The organism is Lentzea sp. NEAU-D7 (assembly GCF_026242055.1).
Lineage (GTDB): Bacteria > Actinomycetota > Actinomycetes > Mycobacteriales > Pseudonocardiaceae > Lentzea.
Genome location: NZ_JAPJDL010000007.1, coordinates 148,692 through 164,983 on the forward strand (window position 1 = coordinate 148,692; position 16,292 = coordinate 164,983).

At 67.0% G+C, this 16,292-nt stretch carries 30 protein-coding genes and 2 tRNA genes; 26 read left to right on the plus strand and 6 right to left on the minus strand.

Features of this window, described 5'->3' with window-relative positions:
- The first annotated feature begins 79 nt into the window (after positions 1-79).
- From ORI60_RS16595 to ORI60_RS16690, 20 genes are all read left to right on the plus strand, one after another.
- Positions 80-559 (plus strand): hypothetical protein, encoded by a 480-nt coding sequence (locus tag ORI60_RS16595; protein ID WP_266038213.1) that lies wholly within the window; start codon positions 80-82, stop codon positions 557-559.
- Between the two features lie 308 nt (positions 560-867).
- Entirely contained in the window at positions 868-1,254 is a 387-nt protein-coding gene (locus tag ORI60_RS16600; protein ID WP_266038215.1) for a hypothetical protein, read from the plus strand.
- A complete protein-coding gene (locus ORI60_RS16605; protein ID WP_266038216.1) occupies positions 1,251-2,153 on the plus strand; it encodes a PD-(D/E)XK nuclease family protein in 903 nt (300 codons plus the stop codon). The genes ORI60_RS16600 and ORI60_RS16605 overlap by 4 nt, the downstream gene beginning before the upstream one ends.
- A 35-nt stretch (positions 2,154-2,188) precedes the next feature.
- Positions 2,189-2,734 (plus strand): hypothetical protein, encoded by a 546-nt coding sequence (locus ORI60_RS16610; protein WP_266038218.1) that lies wholly within the window; start codon positions 2,189-2,191, stop codon positions 2,732-2,734.
- Between the two features lie 46 nt (positions 2,735-2,780).
- Entirely contained in the window at positions 2,781-3,053 is a 273-nt protein-coding gene (locus ORI60_RS16615; protein ID WP_266038219.1) for a hypothetical protein, read from the plus strand.
- A 149-nt stretch (positions 3,054-3,202) separates the two neighbouring features.
- Complete coding sequence (locus ORI60_RS16620) at positions 3,203-3,634, plus strand: hypothetical protein (protein ID WP_266038220.1); 432 nt, start codon at positions 3,203-3,205, stop codon at positions 3,632-3,634.
- A gap of 62 nt (positions 3,635-3,696) precedes the next feature.
- Entirely contained in the window at positions 3,697-3,894 is a 198-nt protein-coding gene (locus tag ORI60_RS16625; protein WP_266038221.1) for a hypothetical protein, read from the plus strand.
- A gap of 72 nt (positions 3,895-3,966) precedes the next feature.
- Positions 3,967-4,743, plus strand: a complete 777-nt coding sequence (locus ORI60_RS16630; protein ID WP_266038222.1) for an AAA family ATPase — start codon at positions 3,967-3,969, stop codon at positions 4,741-4,743.
- Positions 4,740-5,117 (plus strand): hypothetical protein, encoded by a 378-nt coding sequence (locus ORI60_RS16635; RefSeq protein ID WP_266038223.1) that lies wholly within the window; start codon positions 4,740-4,742, stop codon positions 5,115-5,117. Before ORI60_RS16630 ends, ORI60_RS16635 begins: the two co-directional genes overlap by 4 nt.
- On the plus strand, positions 5,114-5,434 hold the full coding sequence (locus tag ORI60_RS16640) for a hypothetical protein (RefSeq protein ID WP_266038224.1): 321 nt from the start codon (positions 5,114-5,116) through the stop codon (positions 5,432-5,434). Before ORI60_RS16635 ends, ORI60_RS16640 begins: the two co-directional genes overlap by 4 nt.
- The gene (locus ORI60_RS16645) at positions 5,431-5,814 is read left to right on the plus strand and encodes a CHC2 zinc finger domain-containing protein (protein WP_266038226.1); all 384 of its coding nucleotides are present in this window, start codon (positions 5,431-5,433) and stop codon (positions 5,812-5,814) included. Before ORI60_RS16640 ends, ORI60_RS16645 begins: the two co-directional genes overlap by 4 nt.
- A gap of 73 nt (positions 5,815-5,887) precedes the next feature.
- On the plus strand, positions 5,888-6,325 hold the full coding sequence (locus tag ORI60_RS16650) for a toprim domain-containing protein (RefSeq protein WP_266038227.1): 438 nt from the start codon (positions 5,888-5,890) through the stop codon (positions 6,323-6,325).
- Entirely contained in the window at positions 6,322-6,870 is a 549-nt protein-coding gene (locus tag ORI60_RS16655) for a hypothetical protein (protein WP_266038228.1), read from the plus strand. Before ORI60_RS16650 ends, ORI60_RS16655 begins: the two co-directional genes overlap by 4 nt.
- Positions 6,867-7,055, plus strand: a complete 189-nt coding sequence (locus tag ORI60_RS16660) for a hypothetical protein (RefSeq protein ID WP_266038230.1) — start codon at positions 6,867-6,869, stop codon at positions 7,053-7,055. The genes ORI60_RS16655 and ORI60_RS16660 overlap by 4 nt, the downstream gene beginning before the upstream one ends.
- Positions 7,052-7,432 (plus strand): hypothetical protein, encoded by a 381-nt coding sequence (locus ORI60_RS16665; protein ID WP_266038232.1) that lies wholly within the window; start codon positions 7,052-7,054, stop codon positions 7,430-7,432. The genes ORI60_RS16660 and ORI60_RS16665 overlap by 4 nt, the downstream gene beginning before the upstream one ends.
- Positions 7,429-7,650 carry a hypothetical protein gene (locus ORI60_RS16670; RefSeq protein ID WP_266038233.1) on the plus strand — a complete coding sequence of 74 codons (222 nt, stop codon included), beginning with the start codon at positions 7,429-7,431 and terminating at the stop codon, positions 7,648-7,650. Before ORI60_RS16665 ends, ORI60_RS16670 begins: the two co-directional genes overlap by 4 nt.
- Positions 7,643-8,827 carry a hypothetical protein gene (locus ORI60_RS16675; protein ID WP_266038235.1) on the plus strand — a complete coding sequence of 395 codons (1,185 nt, stop codon included), beginning with the start codon at positions 7,643-7,645 and terminating at the stop codon, positions 8,825-8,827. Before ORI60_RS16670 ends, ORI60_RS16675 begins: the two co-directional genes overlap by 8 nt.
- Positions 8,824-9,123, plus strand: a complete 300-nt coding sequence (locus tag ORI60_RS16680; RefSeq protein WP_266038236.1) for a hypothetical protein — start codon at positions 8,824-8,826, stop codon at positions 9,121-9,123. Before ORI60_RS16675 ends, ORI60_RS16680 begins: the two co-directional genes overlap by 4 nt.
- The gene (locus ORI60_RS16685; RefSeq protein ID WP_266038238.1) at positions 9,120-9,488 is read left to right on the plus strand and encodes a sigma factor-like helix-turn-helix DNA-binding protein; all 369 of its coding nucleotides are present in this window, start codon (positions 9,120-9,122) and stop codon (positions 9,486-9,488) included. Before ORI60_RS16680 ends, ORI60_RS16685 begins: the two co-directional genes overlap by 4 nt.
- A complete protein-coding gene (locus ORI60_RS16690) occupies positions 9,485-9,766 on the plus strand; it encodes a hypothetical protein (RefSeq protein ID WP_266038240.1) in 282 nt (93 codons plus the stop codon). Before ORI60_RS16685 ends, ORI60_RS16690 begins: the two co-directional genes overlap by 4 nt.
- Positions 9,767-9,837: 71 nt before the next feature.
- Here the strand turns inward: ORI60_RS16690 and ORI60_RS16695 are convergent, their stop codons facing one another.
- The 6 genes from ORI60_RS16695 to ORI60_RS16720 all read right to left on the minus strand — a co-directional run bounded on the left by ORI60_RS16695 (position 9,838) and on the right by ORI60_RS16720 (position 12,665).
- A complete protein-coding gene (locus ORI60_RS16695; RefSeq protein ID WP_266038241.1) occupies positions 9,838-10,218 on the minus strand; it encodes a winged helix-turn-helix domain-containing protein in 381 nt (126 codons plus the stop codon).
- Between the two features lie 75 nt (positions 10,219-10,293).
- On the minus strand, positions 10,294-11,091 hold the full coding sequence (locus tag ORI60_RS16700; RefSeq protein WP_266038242.1) for a phosphotransferase: 798 nt from the start codon (positions 11,089-11,091) through the stop codon (positions 10,294-10,296).
- A gap of 94 nt (positions 11,092-11,185) precedes the next feature.
- Positions 11,186-11,674 carry a glycine-rich domain-containing protein gene (locus ORI60_RS16705; protein WP_266038243.1) on the minus strand — a complete coding sequence of 163 codons (489 nt, stop codon included), beginning with the start codon at positions 11,672-11,674 and terminating at the stop codon, positions 11,186-11,188.
- Positions 11,675-11,731: 57 nt separating this feature from the next.
- A tRNA-Leu gene (locus ORI60_RS16710) sits at positions 11,732-11,806 on the minus strand.
- On the minus strand, positions 11,797-12,186 hold the full coding sequence (locus ORI60_RS16715) for a hypothetical protein (RefSeq protein WP_266038244.1): 390 nt from the start codon (positions 12,184-12,186) through the stop codon (positions 11,797-11,799). Before ORI60_RS16715 ends, ORI60_RS16710 begins: the two co-directional genes overlap by 10 nt.
- Complete coding sequence (locus tag ORI60_RS16720) at positions 12,183-12,665, minus strand: hypothetical protein (RefSeq protein ID WP_266038245.1); 483 nt, start codon at positions 12,663-12,665, stop codon at positions 12,183-12,185. Before ORI60_RS16720 ends, ORI60_RS16715 begins: the two co-directional genes overlap by 4 nt.
- 422 nt (positions 12,666-13,087) lie before the next feature.
- Here ORI60_RS16720 and ORI60_RS16725 point away from each other — a divergent pair, with 422 nt between their 5' ends.
- The 6 genes from ORI60_RS16725 to ORI60_RS16750 all read left to right on the plus strand — a co-directional run bounded on the left by ORI60_RS16725 (position 13,088) and on the right by ORI60_RS16750 (position 16,217).
- Complete coding sequence (locus ORI60_RS16725; protein WP_266038246.1) at positions 13,088-13,954, plus strand: helix-turn-helix domain-containing protein; 867 nt, start codon at positions 13,088-13,090, stop codon at positions 13,952-13,954.
- Positions 13,955-13,958: 4 nt separating this feature from the next.
- Positions 13,959-14,147, plus strand: a complete 189-nt coding sequence (locus tag ORI60_RS16730; RefSeq protein WP_266038247.1) for a DUF397 domain-containing protein — start codon at positions 13,959-13,961, stop codon at positions 14,145-14,147.
- Positions 14,148-14,329: 182 nt separating this feature from the next.
- Positions 14,330-14,572, plus strand: coding sequence for a hypothetical protein (locus tag ORI60_RS16735; protein WP_266038248.1), 243 nt, complete (start codon positions 14,330-14,332; stop codon positions 14,570-14,572).
- 230 nt (positions 14,573-14,802) lie between these two features.
- The gene (locus ORI60_RS16740; protein WP_266038249.1) at positions 14,803-15,021 is read left to right on the plus strand and encodes a hypothetical protein; all 219 of its coding nucleotides are present in this window, start codon (positions 14,803-14,805) and stop codon (positions 15,019-15,021) included.
- A 150-nt stretch (positions 15,022-15,171) separates the two neighbouring features.
- Positions 15,172-15,888, plus strand: coding sequence for a hypothetical protein (locus ORI60_RS16745; protein WP_266038250.1), 717 nt, complete (start codon positions 15,172-15,174; stop codon positions 15,886-15,888).
- A 261-nt stretch (positions 15,889-16,149) separates the two neighbouring features.
- A tRNA-Arg gene (locus ORI60_RS16750) sits at positions 16,150-16,217 on the plus strand.
- The last annotated feature ends 75 nt before the right edge of the window (positions 16,218-16,292 follow it).

Consider the following 16,292-nt stretch of genomic DNA (forward strand, 5'->3'; position numbering starts at 1 on the left):
ATGTTACTTGCGACAAAAGTTCCAATGTGGCAAGGTTACACACGGATTGATCAGGGGACAACCATAAAGGGTGTGCAACATGGCGAGGTCAAAGATCCAGGACGAGGGCGAGGTTCGCCGCTGGATGGAGGAAGGCAAGCCCTTCCGCTGGATGGTCGAGGAGTACCTGCGCAAGTACAACATCGAGACGACCATCTCCATGTGGTCCAACTATCGTCGCCGCAGCGGGTTTGAGGCACGCATGGCCCGCGACCCCGAACTGGTGCCGTGGAAAGTCAAAGAGGAACACCAGTGGGCAACGCCGCTGACCATGCTCAGGCTGGAAGCGCGGCGGCGACAAGGGTTCGAGCTCCGCCCGCAAGACGAGACGCGCCTGACCAACTGGCTGGACGCCATCAAGCTGGAAAACGCGGTCGTCCACTACGACCCCGACACCGACGAAGGCTTCTTCTACGTCCCGCGCGAGCCACAGGACGACGACCTGATCCGTCGCCCCTCGCTCGACGGAGGGAGCAGCGACCGCCGTGACACTGCGTCACTCCCGGTGTCCGAATCCTAACTGGTTGAAACTTCACCTGATCACGCAATTGCACGCACACTTGCACAGTCACTCAGTGACGAAATGACAGCGCCCCGGCCTTCGGCCTGGGGCGCTTCTGTTTGATGCAAAACTATATTGGATGTTTACTACTGGCCAGTAGGGGTAACGGCCGTGATTCCATGATCGATGAATCAGGTGAAATCCGACAACAGACAGTGACGCGGTCCGTCTCCCGCCCCCCGTTGACGAGCAGCGCAAGATCGGGTACAACAGAGGAGAACTTCTCAAGTTACCCGATCTCAACCTACCCAAAAGGACGCGCTTCAGTGCACACGGCACCACTGCACGACACGGCCCCAACACGTGCGGTTCCGACCGTCTTCGACGGCGACGACCGCGCAGCTTCGGACACCAGGGGGACGCCCTTCCTGACGGGCATGGCGGCCGGACGGGTCCGCTTCTACCTCGATACTGAGGAGTTCAACTTCTACGTCGATGTCGCGCCCGACACCGCTTCTCGCTGGGTGACGCACACGCTGACCCACCTCGCCCTGCTCGGCTACGAGCCGATCCCGCTGGACGAGTGCGAGGCCGAGCTGCTCGACGACGGCTGGGTGCGCCGCTACCTGGTGCCGATCGAACCTGTCGAGGACGCCGACCTGGCCCCCGAGATCATCGTCCCCGAGATCGTCGCGCCGCGGGTGGGCGCTTGACCATCCAGGTTCCCAGCAGGCTGTCCTACTCCTCGTTGTCGTCCTACTCCGAGTGCGGGGAGCGCTGGCGCCTGGAGCGCGGCCACAAGCTCAACGGCTCAACCTGGTACGCGACGGTTGCCGGCTCAGCGGTGCACACGATCACCGAGGCCCACGACCTCAACGAGGTCGGTCGTCGAGTCGGTGAGATCCCCAGCTTCAAGGAGACGTTCGACAGCCTGCTCGCCAAGGAGCGCAAGAACGGCGTCGAGGTCAAGCCCTCGGGTAAGAAGCTCAAGAACATCGGCCCCACGGGCGGGCCGAACAAGAAGGACTACGAGTGGTGGCTGGTCTACGGCCCGATCTACGTGGAGAAGTGGCTGGCATGGAAGGCCGCCAGCGACTGGAAGATCGCGATCCTGCCGGACGGCTCGGTCGGGATCGAGGTCATGGTCAACGAGGACATCGCGGACGAGTCGTTCCTGGGCTATATCGACAGGGTCTACATCACGCCGGACGGCCAGGTCGTCATCGTCGACCTCAAGACTGGTGCGGTACCGCTGTCCTCGGTCCAGCTCGGCAGCTATCGAGTGGCCCTGTGGCGCAAGTACGGCATCGACGCCGAGTGGGGCGCCTACTGGATGGCCAGCGACGGCGAGCTGACCGGCCTCAAGGACCTCACGGTCTACAGCGACGAGTACATCGACGCGCAGTACGCGATGGCGTGGACGGGCATTCGCAACGGCGTCTTCCTGCCCAACGTCACGTCGCTGTGCCGAGGGTGCGGAGTGCGGGACTACTGCCGTGCGGTCGGCGGTCGGCGCTCGAACGAGCTGCCGGTCCGGGATGACCTCATCCTCACGCCGCCGGTGAGCCAGGCCACAGACTCTCAAGTTGCACAATCATCTGTGATTGGGTAACCTGAGAACATCGAACGAGAGGAGCCCACACCCCAGTGAGCAACGAGAACAGCAAGGCACGCGGAATCACGGTCACCATCAAGGGCAAGGGCGACAAGGCCGACCCCTGGGCGGTCTTCTACGGCTCGCCGACCGAGATCCGCGACGACCTCACCGCCTTCTTCGGCCTCGACTCCTACACGACGGAGCAGCGCACGCTGCACGAGCTGGTTCAGCTCGCCGCGAAGATCGCCTCGGGCGCACCGATGCCCGCAGGGATGCAGGCCAGCAGCTCCAGCGACTCGGAGGCTGAGGCCGAGGCTCGGGCGATGAAGTTGCTCAAGGACGAGCTGGGCGCGAAGCCGGTCGCAGAGGGGACCACCGCGGAGGACGTCTGGGCCAACGCCAGCTCCTCGCCCTCGGAGCCGCCCTGGCCGACCGACGACAAGCCGGCGGTGAACCCGATGCTGGCGCAGATCGACGCCTGTACGTCGGTCGACGCACTCAAGAAGCTCTGGGCAGCGAACCAGGCTGCCTTCGCGGACGGCTCCCTGATGGACGCCTACAAGGCCAAGGGCCGGGCGCTCAAGGCTGCCGCCTGATCTTGCGCCTGCCCCTCGTCCAGTCTCGCTAGGAGGTCCCGCGCCCGTGTTCAAGAACCCCTTCTCGAAGTCCGTCGTCGAGCCCACCGAGCCGTCGCTGTCCGAGCGGCTGACCCTGGCCGACGTCCAGGCCGGTCGTGCCCTGGCGCAGTTCACCGAGGCCGCGGAGGCGCTGGAGAGCGCTGCCCGCGAGCAGGAGATGGTCGCGCAGGAGACGGCGGCCCAGATCGAGACGCTCGCCGGCCAGGCCGCGTTCGCCGAGTTCTCGGCGGCGCAGAACCGCGCCTCCGCAAAGAAGCTCCGCGACATCACGCGCTAACAAGGGTTGCACTTCCAGTTCGGATTGTGTAACCTGAGAACATCTTCGGCGGGGCTCTGACCTCGCCTTTCTTTGAGCCGCATGGGTAACTTGAGATCCTCGGCTCTCCGTTTCACCTCATCACCCCCAACCTAGGGAGAACCCCAACAGTGCTGTCCTTCGCCGACATCCCCAACCAGTCCGGTGGCTGGCTGAAGCCCGCCGAACTCCAGGGCGCTGTCGCGATCCTCGTTGAGGTCAAGTCGTTCGAGCGCCAGCGGCCGACGCCGCACGGCCCCAAGGACTCGGCCCTCGTCGACATCTCGGCCTTCCAGACCGCGGCCGACCTCGACAACGGCGAGCCGGAGATCCAGCAGGGCGTCCGCGTCGAGCAGACCGTCCTGGCCCGCGACCTCGGCCAGCTCGTCGGTCAGGCGACCGTCGTGACCCTGGCGCAGGTGCCGAGCAAGACGCCCGGCAGCAAGCCCGCCTGGGTGTGGCGCCAGGTCGATCGCGCCACGATGCAGAAGGTCGTGGCCTACGCGACCAAGCGCGAGGCCGCGCTCCAGGCCGCCATGTCGGACGCGCCCGACTTCGACTGATGGCCGAGGCGCAGCAGGGCACGAGGCGGGCCTCCCGGTCCGCCTCCTCCCCCACTCCCAGCGTGGCTCGGCTCGTGCACTACACGACCGACCCTGGCGGCGCCACGCGCGCCGCGCTCATCACCGACGTTCACGAGGACGGCTCCACCGCGGACCTGCTGATCTTCAACCAGGTCGCCCCGTACGCGCACCCGCTGCCCGGCGTGCCGTACGCGGAGGAGTCGACCCCCGGTCACTACCACTGGCCCCCGCGGGTCTAGGAGGCATCGCAGTTGCTCACGCCCTCGCGGTCGCTGAGTCTGCACGCCGAGTCCGGCCGTGAGCTTCCTCGGGTGCCTGCATTCCAGAGTCTGTACGACCTGGGATGCAGGCCCCGTCACGGGGAAGTAATCATGATCGCCGGTCGGTCAGGCACGCAGAAGTCCGGCCTGGCGCTGTTCTGGGTCGCGCAGATGAACCTGCCGACGCTGTACTTCAGCGCCGACATGAGCGCCTTCACCGCCTCGTCCCGCCTCGCGTCGATGGCCCTCGGGCACACGACGGAGATGGTCGAAGCCGGCATGGCGGAAGGCGGCCACCACCGCCAGAAGTACCTCGACGCGCTCGCCGACTCCCGGATCACCTTCAGCTTCGGCTCGCCGATCACCTGGCAGGCGGTCGACGAGGAGCTGGAGGCATACATCGAGCTGTGGAACGAGTACCCGCAGGTCATCGTCTTCGACAACCTGATGGATTTCGACGGCGCCGAGTCGGACTACACCGAGCAGATGGCGGTGATGAGTTCGGCCACCGAGCTGGCCCGCGCCACGGGCGCGACCGTCATCCTCCTGCACCACGCCAGCGACAAGTCCTGGGAAGCCAAGAGCGACCCGTGGGCGCCGCCGTCTCGCGACCAGGTCAAGGGTGGCCTTTCGGAGAAGCCGGAGCTGTCGCTGTCCGTGGCCCTGGACCCGACGTCGCTCATCTACCGCATCGCGGTGATCAAGCAGCGCATGGGGCCGTCCGACCCGACAGCGCGCACCTACGCGGCGCTGCGCTGCGAGCCCGACAAGACGCGCTTCCACGCGATCGACACCCAAAACCCCGCATTGGCAGGTGTTTCACTTTGACCGACACCGCGAAGCGCAACGCCGCCAACCGGCGCCGCGGCGCCCAGTGGCAGAGCGACCTCCGCAACGGCCTGCGTGACGCGGGCCTGGACGTGGAGCGCCTCGTGCTGACCGGCAAGGAAGACGAGGGCGACCTCGTGGTCCGCGACTTCGCCAACCCCGGCGAGTTCGTCGTGATCGAGGCCAAGGCCGGCCAGCTCCACGTGACGGAGTTCGTCCGCCAGGCCCTGGTCGAGGGCGGCCACTTCGCCAAGCATCGCAACCTCGAACGGGCGCGCGTCGCCAGCATCGCCGTGGTCAAGCGCCGGGGCATGAACTGGAAGGACGCGCTCGTCCTGACGACCGTGGGCGACTACTTCGGACTCACCAGGTGAAGCACTCCGACGTGACGCCCTACCTCGTCGCCATGTCCAACGCGATGGACAAGCTCGCCGTACAGGCCGAAATCCTCGGCGGCGAGTGGCGCGAGTGGATGGACCTGCGCGCCTGGCCGCAGGGCACCGACATCGCCACCGTCGAGTTCGAGATCGACGCCCGGCTGGAGGCCGACGACCTCGGCATCGAGCACTGGGGCGTCCGCCAGATCCGCGCCGCCGAACTGCTTTTCGACGTCGTGCCGACGCCGGCAAGCCTCGCCGAGCTGGGCTACGACCGGGCGACCGGCACCCTGCGCGGCCGGAAGCTGGCGTGACGGACGTCGAGCGCCCGGACCTGGGCGCCCTCTTCGAGCACTACGGCGTCCGCTTCTCCGGCCGCACCCGCCAGATGGTCGCCTGCCCGCTGCACGAGGACCGGACCCCCTCGTGCAGCGTCGATCTCGACAAAGGCTTGTGGAACTGCCACTCCTGCGGCCGGGCGGGCGACAGCTTCAACCTGATCCAGCTCAAGGAGGACCTCGACTTTGTCGGAGCACGAACCTTTGCAGCCTCTCTCGGACTCGCAACGGGAAGCGCTGGAGGAGGCGACGACGAGCTATCAGGCAGCGCTTACGGCGGACGCCGCAAGGTGGCTGGTCGCAAGGGGAATCAGCCGCGAGGCGGCGGTTACGTTCCGGCTTGGCGTCGTCGGTGACCCCCACCCTGGACACGGGAAGTTCCGCGGCTTCCTCGCGATCCCCTACCTGGACCGCAACGGCAAGCCGCTGATGATCCGCTTCCGGTGTCTCCAGGAGCACGACCACCGGGCGCTGTTCCACGGCAAGTACATGACGCTGGAGGGCGACGCCCCCCGGATGTTCAACGTCGGCGCCGTGCACGAGGCCGCGGACGAGATCCACATCTGCGAGGGCGAGCTGGACGCGGTCATCCTCCGGATGCTCGGCCTGTACGCCGTCGCCATCCCCGGCGCCAAGCTCTGGTTCGCTCGGCACCGCCGGATGCTGGCCGGCTTCTCGCGGGTGTACGTCTGGGGCGACCCCGACGACGCGGGCGCCGAGTTCGTCAGCAAGGTCACCCGCTCCCTGCGCACCGCCAAGGGTGTGCGGCTGTCGCCCCAGATCGGCGACGTCACCGACACCTACCTGGCCGGTGGCCGCGACGCCATCTTCGACGCCTTCAAGCCCAAGGAGCTGGTCGCGGCGTGACCCGCGACGTCCCCGAGGTCTGGTGGTCCGGGGACCTTACCGACCAGCTCCGTCTGCAAGACCTTCCCCTCGTTTACCTCGAACACCTGGAGCCCTACACAGTGCTGAACTACGCCGAACTGACCGGCATGACCAAGCGCGTGCGCATTACCAACGAGGTCCTGGCCGAGGTCCGCGCTGAGCGCAATGCCGAGGTTGCCGCCCTCGGGCTGTCCACCTCCGCCGGCCAGCCGGACCGCGCGGACGGAACCGGCCCCGCCTTCCGCTCGATGCTGGGCGACACCCGCCGGAACCTCGACGAGGCGGCGCGGTACGGCGTGGTTTCCTGGCGCGACCTGCTCCTGGAGAAGACTGCCCTGGCGCTCACCAAGCACGAGCCCAAGGACCTGGCTGAGTGCCTCGTCGCGGTCGCCGCCCTCGCAGTGGAGTGGCGGGAGGCTCTGCACCGTCGCGGTGTTGCGCCGGTCGAGCGCCCGGCGATGGTCATGCACGCGACACAGGTCGCCGACATCGCCGAGCTGTTCTGGGGTCCGAAGAACCCGTGACCTCACAGGACTTTGCGCACGGCCAGCTCGCCCTGGTCATCCGGTACGGCGAGGAAGACGGCGAGCTGGCCCTGTTCGTGGACGACGGCGAGGACGTTGGGCACTGGCAGTTCTTCGGGGACGAGGTCGTCGACTACCCCGAGGACGTGACCGTCGTGCAGCGCGTCGAGGTGGTGCCGGCGTGAGCGCCGAGACGATCACCGTCCGAGTGCCGGTCTACCCGGCTGAGCCACGCGATCTCGGCTTCCACCCAGAGCACGGCGGGTTGGTTGATCGCTTTTGTGTGTTGTGCCGCAAGGTGACGCGCTCGGACGGCACGAGCGACTGGACCGGCGCTGAGTGCGACCAGGTGGTGCTGTCCGACTTCTGGGGGCCGGTGCACGCGCCCTGCTACGTCCGCGTCGTCGAGGGGCAGCACGGCGTCGGGGCCTGGGTGGTGCTCGCCTCCGACATCGCCAAGCGCCCGAGCCGCTACAGCGCCTCCGACATCCGCTCCGTGCTCCGACAGCTCCTCCACATCGTGAGCAGCTCCGCCCTCAGGAAGGCAGTGCAGCCCGAGTGACCGAACCCCTGCCTGGGACTCCAGGCCCCACCCTCGCGGCCCTCTGGGACGGCCTCACCTCCGACCAGAGGGCCGCTCTGCGCCCGCACCTGCTCGGCACCACCTCCGCCGACTGGTTGACCACGGTCCTGCGCGAGCACGGCCTGACCGTGTCCGCGTCCACCATCCGCAACTACCGGCGAGCCACTCGCCAGGAAGGGGGTGTCCACGTTGGCTGACAGCCTGACGGAGCAGCTCCTCGCCAAGCCGGTCGGCCCTGCGATCCCCCCGCGAGCCGCCAATCCCGAGCGCGGCTTCACTCGCGCGGTCGAGGTCTCCGGCGACACCGCCGAGGTCGTCGTCCGCAGTGACGTCGAGGTCGACGAGAGCGCGGCGGCCAACGTCCTGCGCGAGAAGGGCGAAGACCCGGCGCTGTGGGAGGTGACCGGCTTCCGCTCCTCGGAGTGGACGATGGCCTCGGGCGAGACCGGCATCTCCACCCGGTACAGCTTCGCCCGGCGCGGCACCGCGGCCAGCACCGAGCGCCCGCCGCTCGATGAGCTGTTCTCCGAGATCCACGTGCAGAAGCCAGCCGCCAGCCGAGCGGACGGCGACCACGGCTTCATCGTGGCCCTCGGCGACACCCAGTTCGGCAAGATCGACGGCGACGGGGTGGAAGGCACGCTCAAGCGCGCGGTCGACGGCATCGACCGGGCAGCCGAGCTGTTGGAGCTCTACCGCCAGCGCTTCGACATCGGCCACGTCCACATCGGCTGGCTGGGTGACCACACCGAGGGGTTCGTCTCGCAGGGCGGCTCGAACGTGTGGCGCACCCGGCTCACGCAGACCGAGCAGATTCGCCTGCACCGCCGGGTGATGCTGCACGCGCTGCTCACCTTCGCTCCGTTGGCTCGCCGGCTGACCCAGGCCGCGGTGCCCGGCAACCACGACCAGGCGGTCCGCATCCAGGGCAAGGGCCTGACGCGATACGACGACAGCCACGACACCGAGTCCCTGATCGCCGTCTCCGACGCCGCGAAGCTCAACCCGGACGCCTTCGGGCACGTGGAGTTCTACGTTCCCGAGACCGATGAGCTGACCGTCGTGCTCCCCGTGGCCGGGACCGTCGTGGCGCACGCGCACGGGCACCAGTGGAAGCCCGGCAAACACTTCGAGTGGTGGAAGGGCCAGGCGTTCAACACGGCCTCGCCGATGCATCAGGCGGACCTGCTGCTCGCCGGCCACCTACACCACGAGCACGTCGACAGCGACGGACGTCGCCTGTTCATCCAGCCGCCCGCACTGGAGTCGGAATCGACCTGGTGGCGGCACGCCAAGGGCACGACCGGGCACCCCGGCCTGATCGTCGCCGTGACCAAGGACGGGGCCGTAGGCCCACTGGAGGTGGTTCGTTGACCGACCGGACTGACTGGCGCGTGGCTCAGCTCGCCCCCGTCGTGGAGGCGATGAACATCGCCTCGGGAAGCATCGCCCGCGACTTCGGGCACGTCGTCGAGATCGCCGACCTCCGGCAGGACGCGGCCATCCTTGCCGCCACCAACCCGGACAGGGTCCTCGCCTACCTCGCGGACGAGACCAACCCTGGCCACCTCGTCCGGTGGTTCTGGTCGAGGCTGCGGGATCAGTACCGCCCGGTAGTTCGCCGGTCCAACCGGGTCGTGTCGACCGACCGCCTGGGGGCGGAAGTTTGACCTACACCCCGGAACAGGTCGAGCGGCTCCTGCCGACCGTCTGGGGTAGGGCGTGGGCCTGGGGGATGCAGAACTCCCAGGCCCCCGACCCGGACATGCCCCGAGCATCTTCCGTCGCATCCCATGCCGGCACCTACTGGGCGCACCTGGCGGACATCAGTTCCGCCTGGCACAAGACCCTGCTGACCCGAGAACTTCGAGTCGCCTTGTTCCTCACCCACGCCTGCGGCTGGACTCAGGACGAGATCGCTGAGCACGAGCAGGTCAGCCAGCGCGCGATCAGCAAGCGCCTGGCCCGCGGCCTGGAGCTGCTCACCAACCACCTCAACAACGGGATCATCCACACGGAGGAGGCTGCCGCGTGACCTTCCAGAACATGCACTACGACGAGCGCCCGATGGGCAGCCCGCCTCCGGTCGACCCGGAGTGCTACGCCAGCCGTGTTCCGCTCCGTCGCCCCACCTGGAAGCTGCACTCCAGCGTCGGCCGCGCCAGGGCGGCAGTTTCCTGGGGTGGCTACGGCGAGACCCGTGGCGGTGAGGTCTGGAAGCTCGTGGACGGCGAGTGGAAGTTGCTCCACTCTGTCCCGAACGGAACTTCCGCCCTTGCTCTGCCTTGGCGCACCGGAAGTTCCGCCTCCTGAGCCTCGACCACTCCCCGGAAGCGCGACAGCCCCTCACCCTCGCCGGGTGAGGGGCTCTTGGTCGTTCCGGGCTAGTCGGCTGGAAGTCCGGCGATGAGGTCCGCGACGCGGCTATCGAGGGCGTCGACATCGCGGCGCACCGAACGCAGTCGCTCGCGCACTTCGACGAGGCCGGCGCGAGCCTCCTGGAGCTGCTGCTCCGGCGTCTTCGGGTGAGGGACGGCGACGACGGCACCCGCGTTCGGCTTCACCCTGACGCGGCCCTCTGCTGCGAGCGTCCGCACCGCCTCGCCGACCGTGTTGGGGGCGGCACCGAACATCTCCGCCAACTGCCGGTAGCTCGGGAGCTTCGTCCCGACTGGGTACTTCCCGGAGTCGATTTCCCGGCGCAGCAGATCGGCCAGCTCTGCGCGATTGCGCTGCTCAGCGCCAGTCTCAACGTCTCCAGTCACGACCTCAAGGCTACCGCTATGAACGGCAGAAGCCCCCGCCGAACGGATCGGCGGGGGCTCTCGTGTGCGTGAGGATTAGTGACCGTTGAGCCTGTACTCAAGCCAGCGACGCGCGCCTTCTGTTGCGTCGCTGATGGCGAACTTCCGTTCCCAGAGGCGCACGAGCGACGCTGCGAACGCCGTCATGCCCTCGGGCTCCGCAGAGCCGAACCCGTCGAGCTGGGCTGCCCATGCCTCGGCTTCCGCCGGGGAGTGCCCAGCGGCAATGAGACGCACGACGAGGTGTGCGGCGTCGACCCACGCGGGTCCCGTCTTCCACCACGCCCAGTCCACGACCTGTGCTCGATCCGCCACGAGGACATTGAACGGATTGAGGTCAGAGTGGATCAACGCGGAGCCTCCGAGATAGGACGGGGCACGGCGTGCCCACTCCTTGATCGTCAGCGCGTTCTCACGTGACCATGAGTGGGCATTGTCGGGCGGCGCGAGGGCCAGTTCTCGATCCAGGGCCGCCGCCCACTGTCCCTGAATCGCGCGCCTGTCGTCCGCGATCGTTGGCGCTTCGGTCTGGCTGATCACCTGCGCGGTCTTTGCCACGAGCGGCAGGTCCGGGGAGTTCGGCGAGTAGTCGGCGTGCTGCCCGGAGACGTGCTCGAATCCGAGCAGCAACCACCCGTCGTTCTCGACCTGCCACAGCAGCCGCGGAGCCACGTCCCGAGGAAGGAAGGGGTTCACCGCGGCTTCGTTGCGGTGCATGAAGGCCTGGCGATCGTCCGCCTTGATGCCCTTGCAGAAGATCCAGCCGCCTGCCGTCATGAGCGACGCAGCGACCGCGGAGTTGCGGCCGGCAGAGGCGTCCTCTGCTTCGGTCACGTGGCCCGTGTGTTCGCTGACGGCGGCGGCCACGCCTGCGGGCAGGTCACTCCAGTTGAGGCGGTTAATCGTCGGACTCCTCTGTCTCGGGCTGCTAGTGGAAGCCGCCGCCCTGGCCGCAGTCGGTGCAACCATCGTGGCACTGGCTACAACTGCCGGTGTCCGACAGCCACAGGTCCGGATGGAACGGCAATCCGGCGTCGGTGATCGCCTTTACCGTAGGGGCGAGTGCTTCCTGAACGGAGGCGCGTTCGCGGCGCGGCGCGGTGAACTCGTCCGGGATGTGGTGGATAAAGTGCCCGGCGACGCGCTGGCAGAACTCGGCGTACGGCTTGGTGTTGAGGATGAACTGGTGCCAGCCGATGTCGACCTTCTTGCTTGGCCGGAAGCCGGTGTTCGGGTACGTGGCGCACACGGTCAGGAAGCTCAACGTGTCCGAGATGATCTGGTCAGCCTCCATGAACGGCAGGCTGTGGTCCTTCATGATCTGGCTGCGCCACTGCATGCGAAACTCAGTCGATACCGTGGCCTGGGTGAGCCTGGTTGCGGCCTGGGTGGCCGCAGAGTCGAGCGTTGCCGTCATCTTGTGTCCCTCCATCGATTCTTGTTGTGACGCCGCGCTTCTCCTGCGGGCGCCTAGTGCCCCTGAGCGGGAGTCGAACCGCTACTGACACCCTTTTAAGGGGCGTGCCTCTACCAGTTGGGCTACAGGGGCGAGCTTGACGGCGATGAGTCGGCGAGCTGTATGAGCGTGGCCACGGTGAAGGCCTCGATGATCGCGCGTCCCTGCACTGTCGACTTCGCCGCGTTGATCAGCGCCGTCGAGCTATGCTGCGCAATCCAGGCGGTGCAGCACTCCACGCCGGTTGAAGTCAGGCGGACGTGGTACCGCCCTTTGCGCTTGCCGGGCACCTTCACAATCCGTCGAGAGTCGAAGAGCGCTTCGAGTGCGCCGCGTACAACGCCGTAGGTGAAGCCCGTCAGGCGCTGAATTTCCTTCGGCTCCCACGTCCGATTCGGGGCCGTCAGCAGAAGCGCGATGATCGTGTACCTCGTGGCGCTGGGGAGGCCTTCGGGCGGTGCTGCTGTGCTCATGCTCGCGGCTCGCCGAGTTCAGGGAGCGGCTGCGCGGGCGGAGGAACCGTCATGACCCTCGGGGGCTGCCTCGGCGACTCGACCACGAACGTGCCGTGGTGCCTGAGCAGCTGAGGGAGGATCTGACACTCGGGGAGAGGGCTCGCTTCGATGCGGGGAGCGAGTGGCTCCTCCGGGTCGTGGAGCAACAACACGTTCCGGATCGACCAGTTCGGTTCGCCCTTGAATGACCACACAAGCGAGCGAGGGCGGAACGCATCCCAGCCAGGGCGCATCGGCGCTCGATAGGCGATCGATTCCACGGGACCGAAAATCTGCACGACGTCCACGAAGTCCTCGTGCCAGTAGGCACCCGCGATGACCACGGGGTTTTCAGCGTCTGGAACGTAATGCAACGTCCACCAACGGCGCTTCAGCTCCGCCAGGTGCACACCGAGGCCGCCGGCAGGCAGCGCTACGCGGACCAGGTCGGTAGTCATCGCCGGCCCATTTTGCGGAGCGCCCGGACTGTCGGGCTCGCGCTGCACCCCTGGCACCCACATTGGTACGCGCACCACACCTGGCGTGCCTTCAGGGTTCCCATCGCTAGTACCACCGTGCATATCGACGTCCACATTCCCCGACCTCCTTGGGCAGTCTCGGGCCAGCGAGGAGGGCGGCGCGGTGTCCTAGCGCGGAGCGGGTACGGGGCCTCGTACTCCGCGCCTCGCTGCCTGCCCTGCCTCGCTGGCTGCCGCTCCACGCCGGATGCGGATCGCTAACCGGTCCGCGCGGAGCTGCAAGCAGACTCTATGACAGAGTTGCAAACAGTGTTGCGACCAAACGGGTGATTGTTTGCAACTCAAATAACAGCTCTGTGTGTGCGGCACGCTGGCGCCGGGCCGTGCGGCACACTTCACGCATGGCAGATGACGAGGGCACCGATCCCCTGATCGCTCGCCTTGAGTGCGGGGAGTTGGCGTTCCGGTTTCGGGAGGCCGCACACGTCGAGTTCACCGCTGCCTCGAAGGCGCTCGACAAGTACAGCGGGCAGTTGAGCAAGATCGAGAACGGCGATGTGGCGCCACCGCCCGACGTCGTGGAGAAGATGATCACGCTCTACGGGCTCGGAGAGCCAGAGGCCGATCAGCTTCGACAGGCCAGCATCTTGGCTCGACGACGGGCCGATGCAACCCCGGTTCCTCAATCGTCGCGGAAGTACGTCTCACTCGAACGACTCGCGTCCACGATCAAGATGGTCTACCCCGAGTGGCCTGGACTGCTGGAGAACTTCGAGTTCGCGCTTGCCGCACTTGAGCGGTCGCTGTCGGTCCCTGCGAAGGAAGTGCCGGCGATGGCCGCGGCACGGCCGAAGCGCGGAGCTGAAGTGATCCACGCAGGCGGCCCCAAGGTTCAGATCGTCCTGGGCGAAGAAGCCCTGTACCGGGAGTTCGGCGGACCGGGTGTCCTGTTGAACCAGCTCGTGTACTTCCGCGACGAGTTCCTTCGGCTGCCCGAAGTCGAGTTCAGGGTGGCAACCTACGACGTAGGCGGCGTGCCCGCGTTGAGCTGCCCGTTCACGCTGTTGCACTTCGATCCCCGCAAGCCGACCGACAGGCTCGAAAAGATCGCCTACACCGTGTCGTTGTCTCGGACCGACTACATCAAACAGACGGCCCCGTACGAGGCTGCGTTCGACCAGGCGTGGGCTCTGGCGAAAAACGAGGAGGAGTCGGCGGCGATACTGGACCGCAGGATCGCTAACCTCGAACAACAGCTAGGAGCGTAAGACGATGGGCACGTTGGCCGCTGACACCACGGGTGGGCAGTGGCGTAAGAGCAGTTACAGCAACGGCGGGAACGACGCTCAATGCGTCGAGGTGAGGCCGGGCGCTGTGCGCGACAGCAAGAATCCTGCGGTCGTGTTGGAGTTCGGCGCGCAAGGCTGGCAACGGTTCGTGAAGCACATCAGCAACGGCTGACGTCAGTCGCAGGGCGGGGCATCCTGGACTTCCGGGGTGCCCCGTTTCGCGTTCCGACCTTCGCGCGCATACTCGAACCCGTGTTCGAACAGCGAGGCTTCGAAGGGGCTAGGCCGCCGCGGAAGACGGGCCGGCAGATCGTGTGCAAGCCACCGAAAGCTGTCTGGGTCGATCTTGGCGCAGTGTTCCGCATCGACCGTCCCCGCGAGCCCTTCGAGGAGGGGCTCAACCTTCAGGCGCGCGTTCCCGGCGAGCTGTCCATGTGGGAGATGACCACGACCGGCCATTGGGTCGGTTACGTCGCGTTCGTGATCCCGAAGGAAGGCGCAGGGGTTCGCGTCGCACAGTGGGTGCTCGCTGACGCGCTCGAACCACGCGAGGACGCTCCCGCTCGACCAGAGGAACGCGGAGCGCGCCACCGCTGACCACCCGCTGTCGAGTCCGTCGCTGGTAGCATCGAAGCGCACCAACGGCCCGTAAAAGGACTAAAGGATCTTCGGACCAAAGGATTAGCGGGTGGGCCGCTCGAAGGTTGGTGCACCGTGGTTCGTCCGCACGGCTGAAGTGACAGCCAAAGCCTCCAAGGGGAGGCAGCGAGCACACCCCACCTGACAGGTGACTAGAACTTCGAGCTGGTCGCCGGACAGGTGCGCGCGTGCTGACGCCATTCCTTGACTTCGCCGTTTCGGCCGGTCCCATGCTCGGCGCGGCCGTGATCCTGGCGCTTCTCGTCGTCCCGTGCGTGATCGTCTGGCTCGTGCTCAAGAAGCCGCACGCGGGTAGGCGCGTCTCGGTCTCCGTACTGGGCAAGTTGGTCAAGGTCGACATCGAGGACCCGAAGCCTGGTCCCAAACAGCTCGAAAGCCCTCGCTGATCGTCAGACGTGCATCATGACACCTTGTCGGGGGTCATCCGACACGGGTAACCTGAGAGGGTCTTGGCAAAAGCGAGCCCAGGCAGTGTTGGCAGCACTCGACCTGGGCTCTTGATCGGGAAAGGCCCCCGACCCATGAAAGATCCTACTTTGGCGTGCTCTGACACGCCTAGCCTTGCCCGCGCGGAGCGCATCGAGCGCGGCGCACAGGTCCTCATCCTCGGCGCTGTCGGCTGCGCCGCGGGCGCGGTCAGCTTCACGCACGTGCACGAGTGGTCGATGATCCACCTGCCGGCAGGCACCCCAGACGTTTTCGGATGGGTCAATGCCGCAGTCTCCGAGCTGGTGCCCATCGCCGCCCTGCTCACCATTCGTCAGCGGCGCCGCAGTGGTCGCAGCATCACCTATCCGCTCACCATCCTGGTGGGCGCGAGCCTGCTCTCCCTTGCCGCTCAGCTCGCCGTCGCCACCCCCAGCCCTTCCGGGTGGCTGCTCTCGTCGGTGCCGACGCTGGCGTTCATGGCACTGACCAAGCTCGTCCTGTCCGAGCTTCCGGCCGCGTCGCCGTCCCCGACTGGGCAACCTGAGAGTGCAACCCTGCCGGAGGCGCCGGTTGTGAAGCCCAAGGCGGAAGTTTCGCCGCAGGCGCTGGCGCCGGTGGCGAAGCGAGTGACGCTGAAGGCTTCGGCCGCGAACATCGGGCCGATCGAGCAAGGCCAAGGGGGCAAGAGGAAGCGCGTGCCGGCCGATGTGTTGCGCGCCAGGGCGCTTGAGCGACTCGCGTCGTCGGACAAGCCCTCCAAGACGGCTGTGGCGGCCGAACTCGGCGTGTCCGACCGCCGGCTGCGCCAGGTCTTGAGTAGCTAAGGCGAAAGTGGCCGGAAACGCCGAAAGCCCCTCCTGGTCCCAGGAGGGGCTTTCGCGTGTCGGGCGTTCGCTGGCGGTGATCCGGCAAGCCGGGTGGCCAGCGACGTGTAACCGGAGAGTGACGAACAGGCGGGGTTCTCCGAGCTGGAGTACCCGTCTTTGCACTTGGGGAGCTGTCGCGCCTTCGGCTGCGTGCGAACCCTCTATCCGTGACGTGCCCGTCGTGTGCCGATGGGAAGATCATTCTCTGCATACGTGCAGGTGAAAGCAGGTGTGGTTACCGCCCTCCGGAGGCGGGAGCGCAGGTTCGAATCCTGCCGGGGGCACCACCGAACGGCCGGGATGGTTCGCGGAAAGCGCGAACCCAGCCCGCCGGTGCGTGATTTGATCGCGGTTGGCGCGCG

What these genes read in the sequence shown, in the direction of transcription:
- ORI60_RS16715 (WP_266038244.1), bottom strand. Translation starts at nt 12,186, where the DNA reads ATGAGCACAGCAGCACCGCCCGAAGGCCTCCCCAGCGCCACGAGGTAC.
- ORI60_RS16725 (WP_266038246.1), top strand. Translation starts at nt 13,088, where the DNA reads ATGGCAGATGACGAGGGCACCGATCCCCTGATCGCTCGCCTTGAGTGC.
- ORI60_RS16730 (WP_266038247.1), top strand. Translation starts at nt 13,959, where the DNA reads ATGGGCACGTTGGCCGCTGACACCACGGGTGGGCAGTGGCGTAAGAGC.
- ORI60_RS16720 (WP_266038245.1), bottom strand. Translation starts at nt 12,665, where the DNA reads ATGACTACCGACCTGGTCCGCGTAGCGCTGCCTGCCGGCGGCCTCGGT.
- ORI60_RS16650 (WP_266038227.1), top strand. Translation starts at nt 5,888, where the DNA reads ATGATCCGCTTCCGGTGTCTCCAGGAGCACGACCACCGGGCGCTGTTC.
- ORI60_RS16705 (WP_266038243.1), bottom strand. Translation starts at nt 11,674, where the DNA reads ATGACGGCAACGCTCGACTCTGCGGCCACCCAGGCCGCAACCAGGCTC.
- ORI60_RS16595 (WP_266038213.1), top strand. Translation starts at nt 80, where the DNA reads ATGGCGAGGTCAAAGATCCAGGACGAGGGCGAGGTTCGCCGCTGGATG.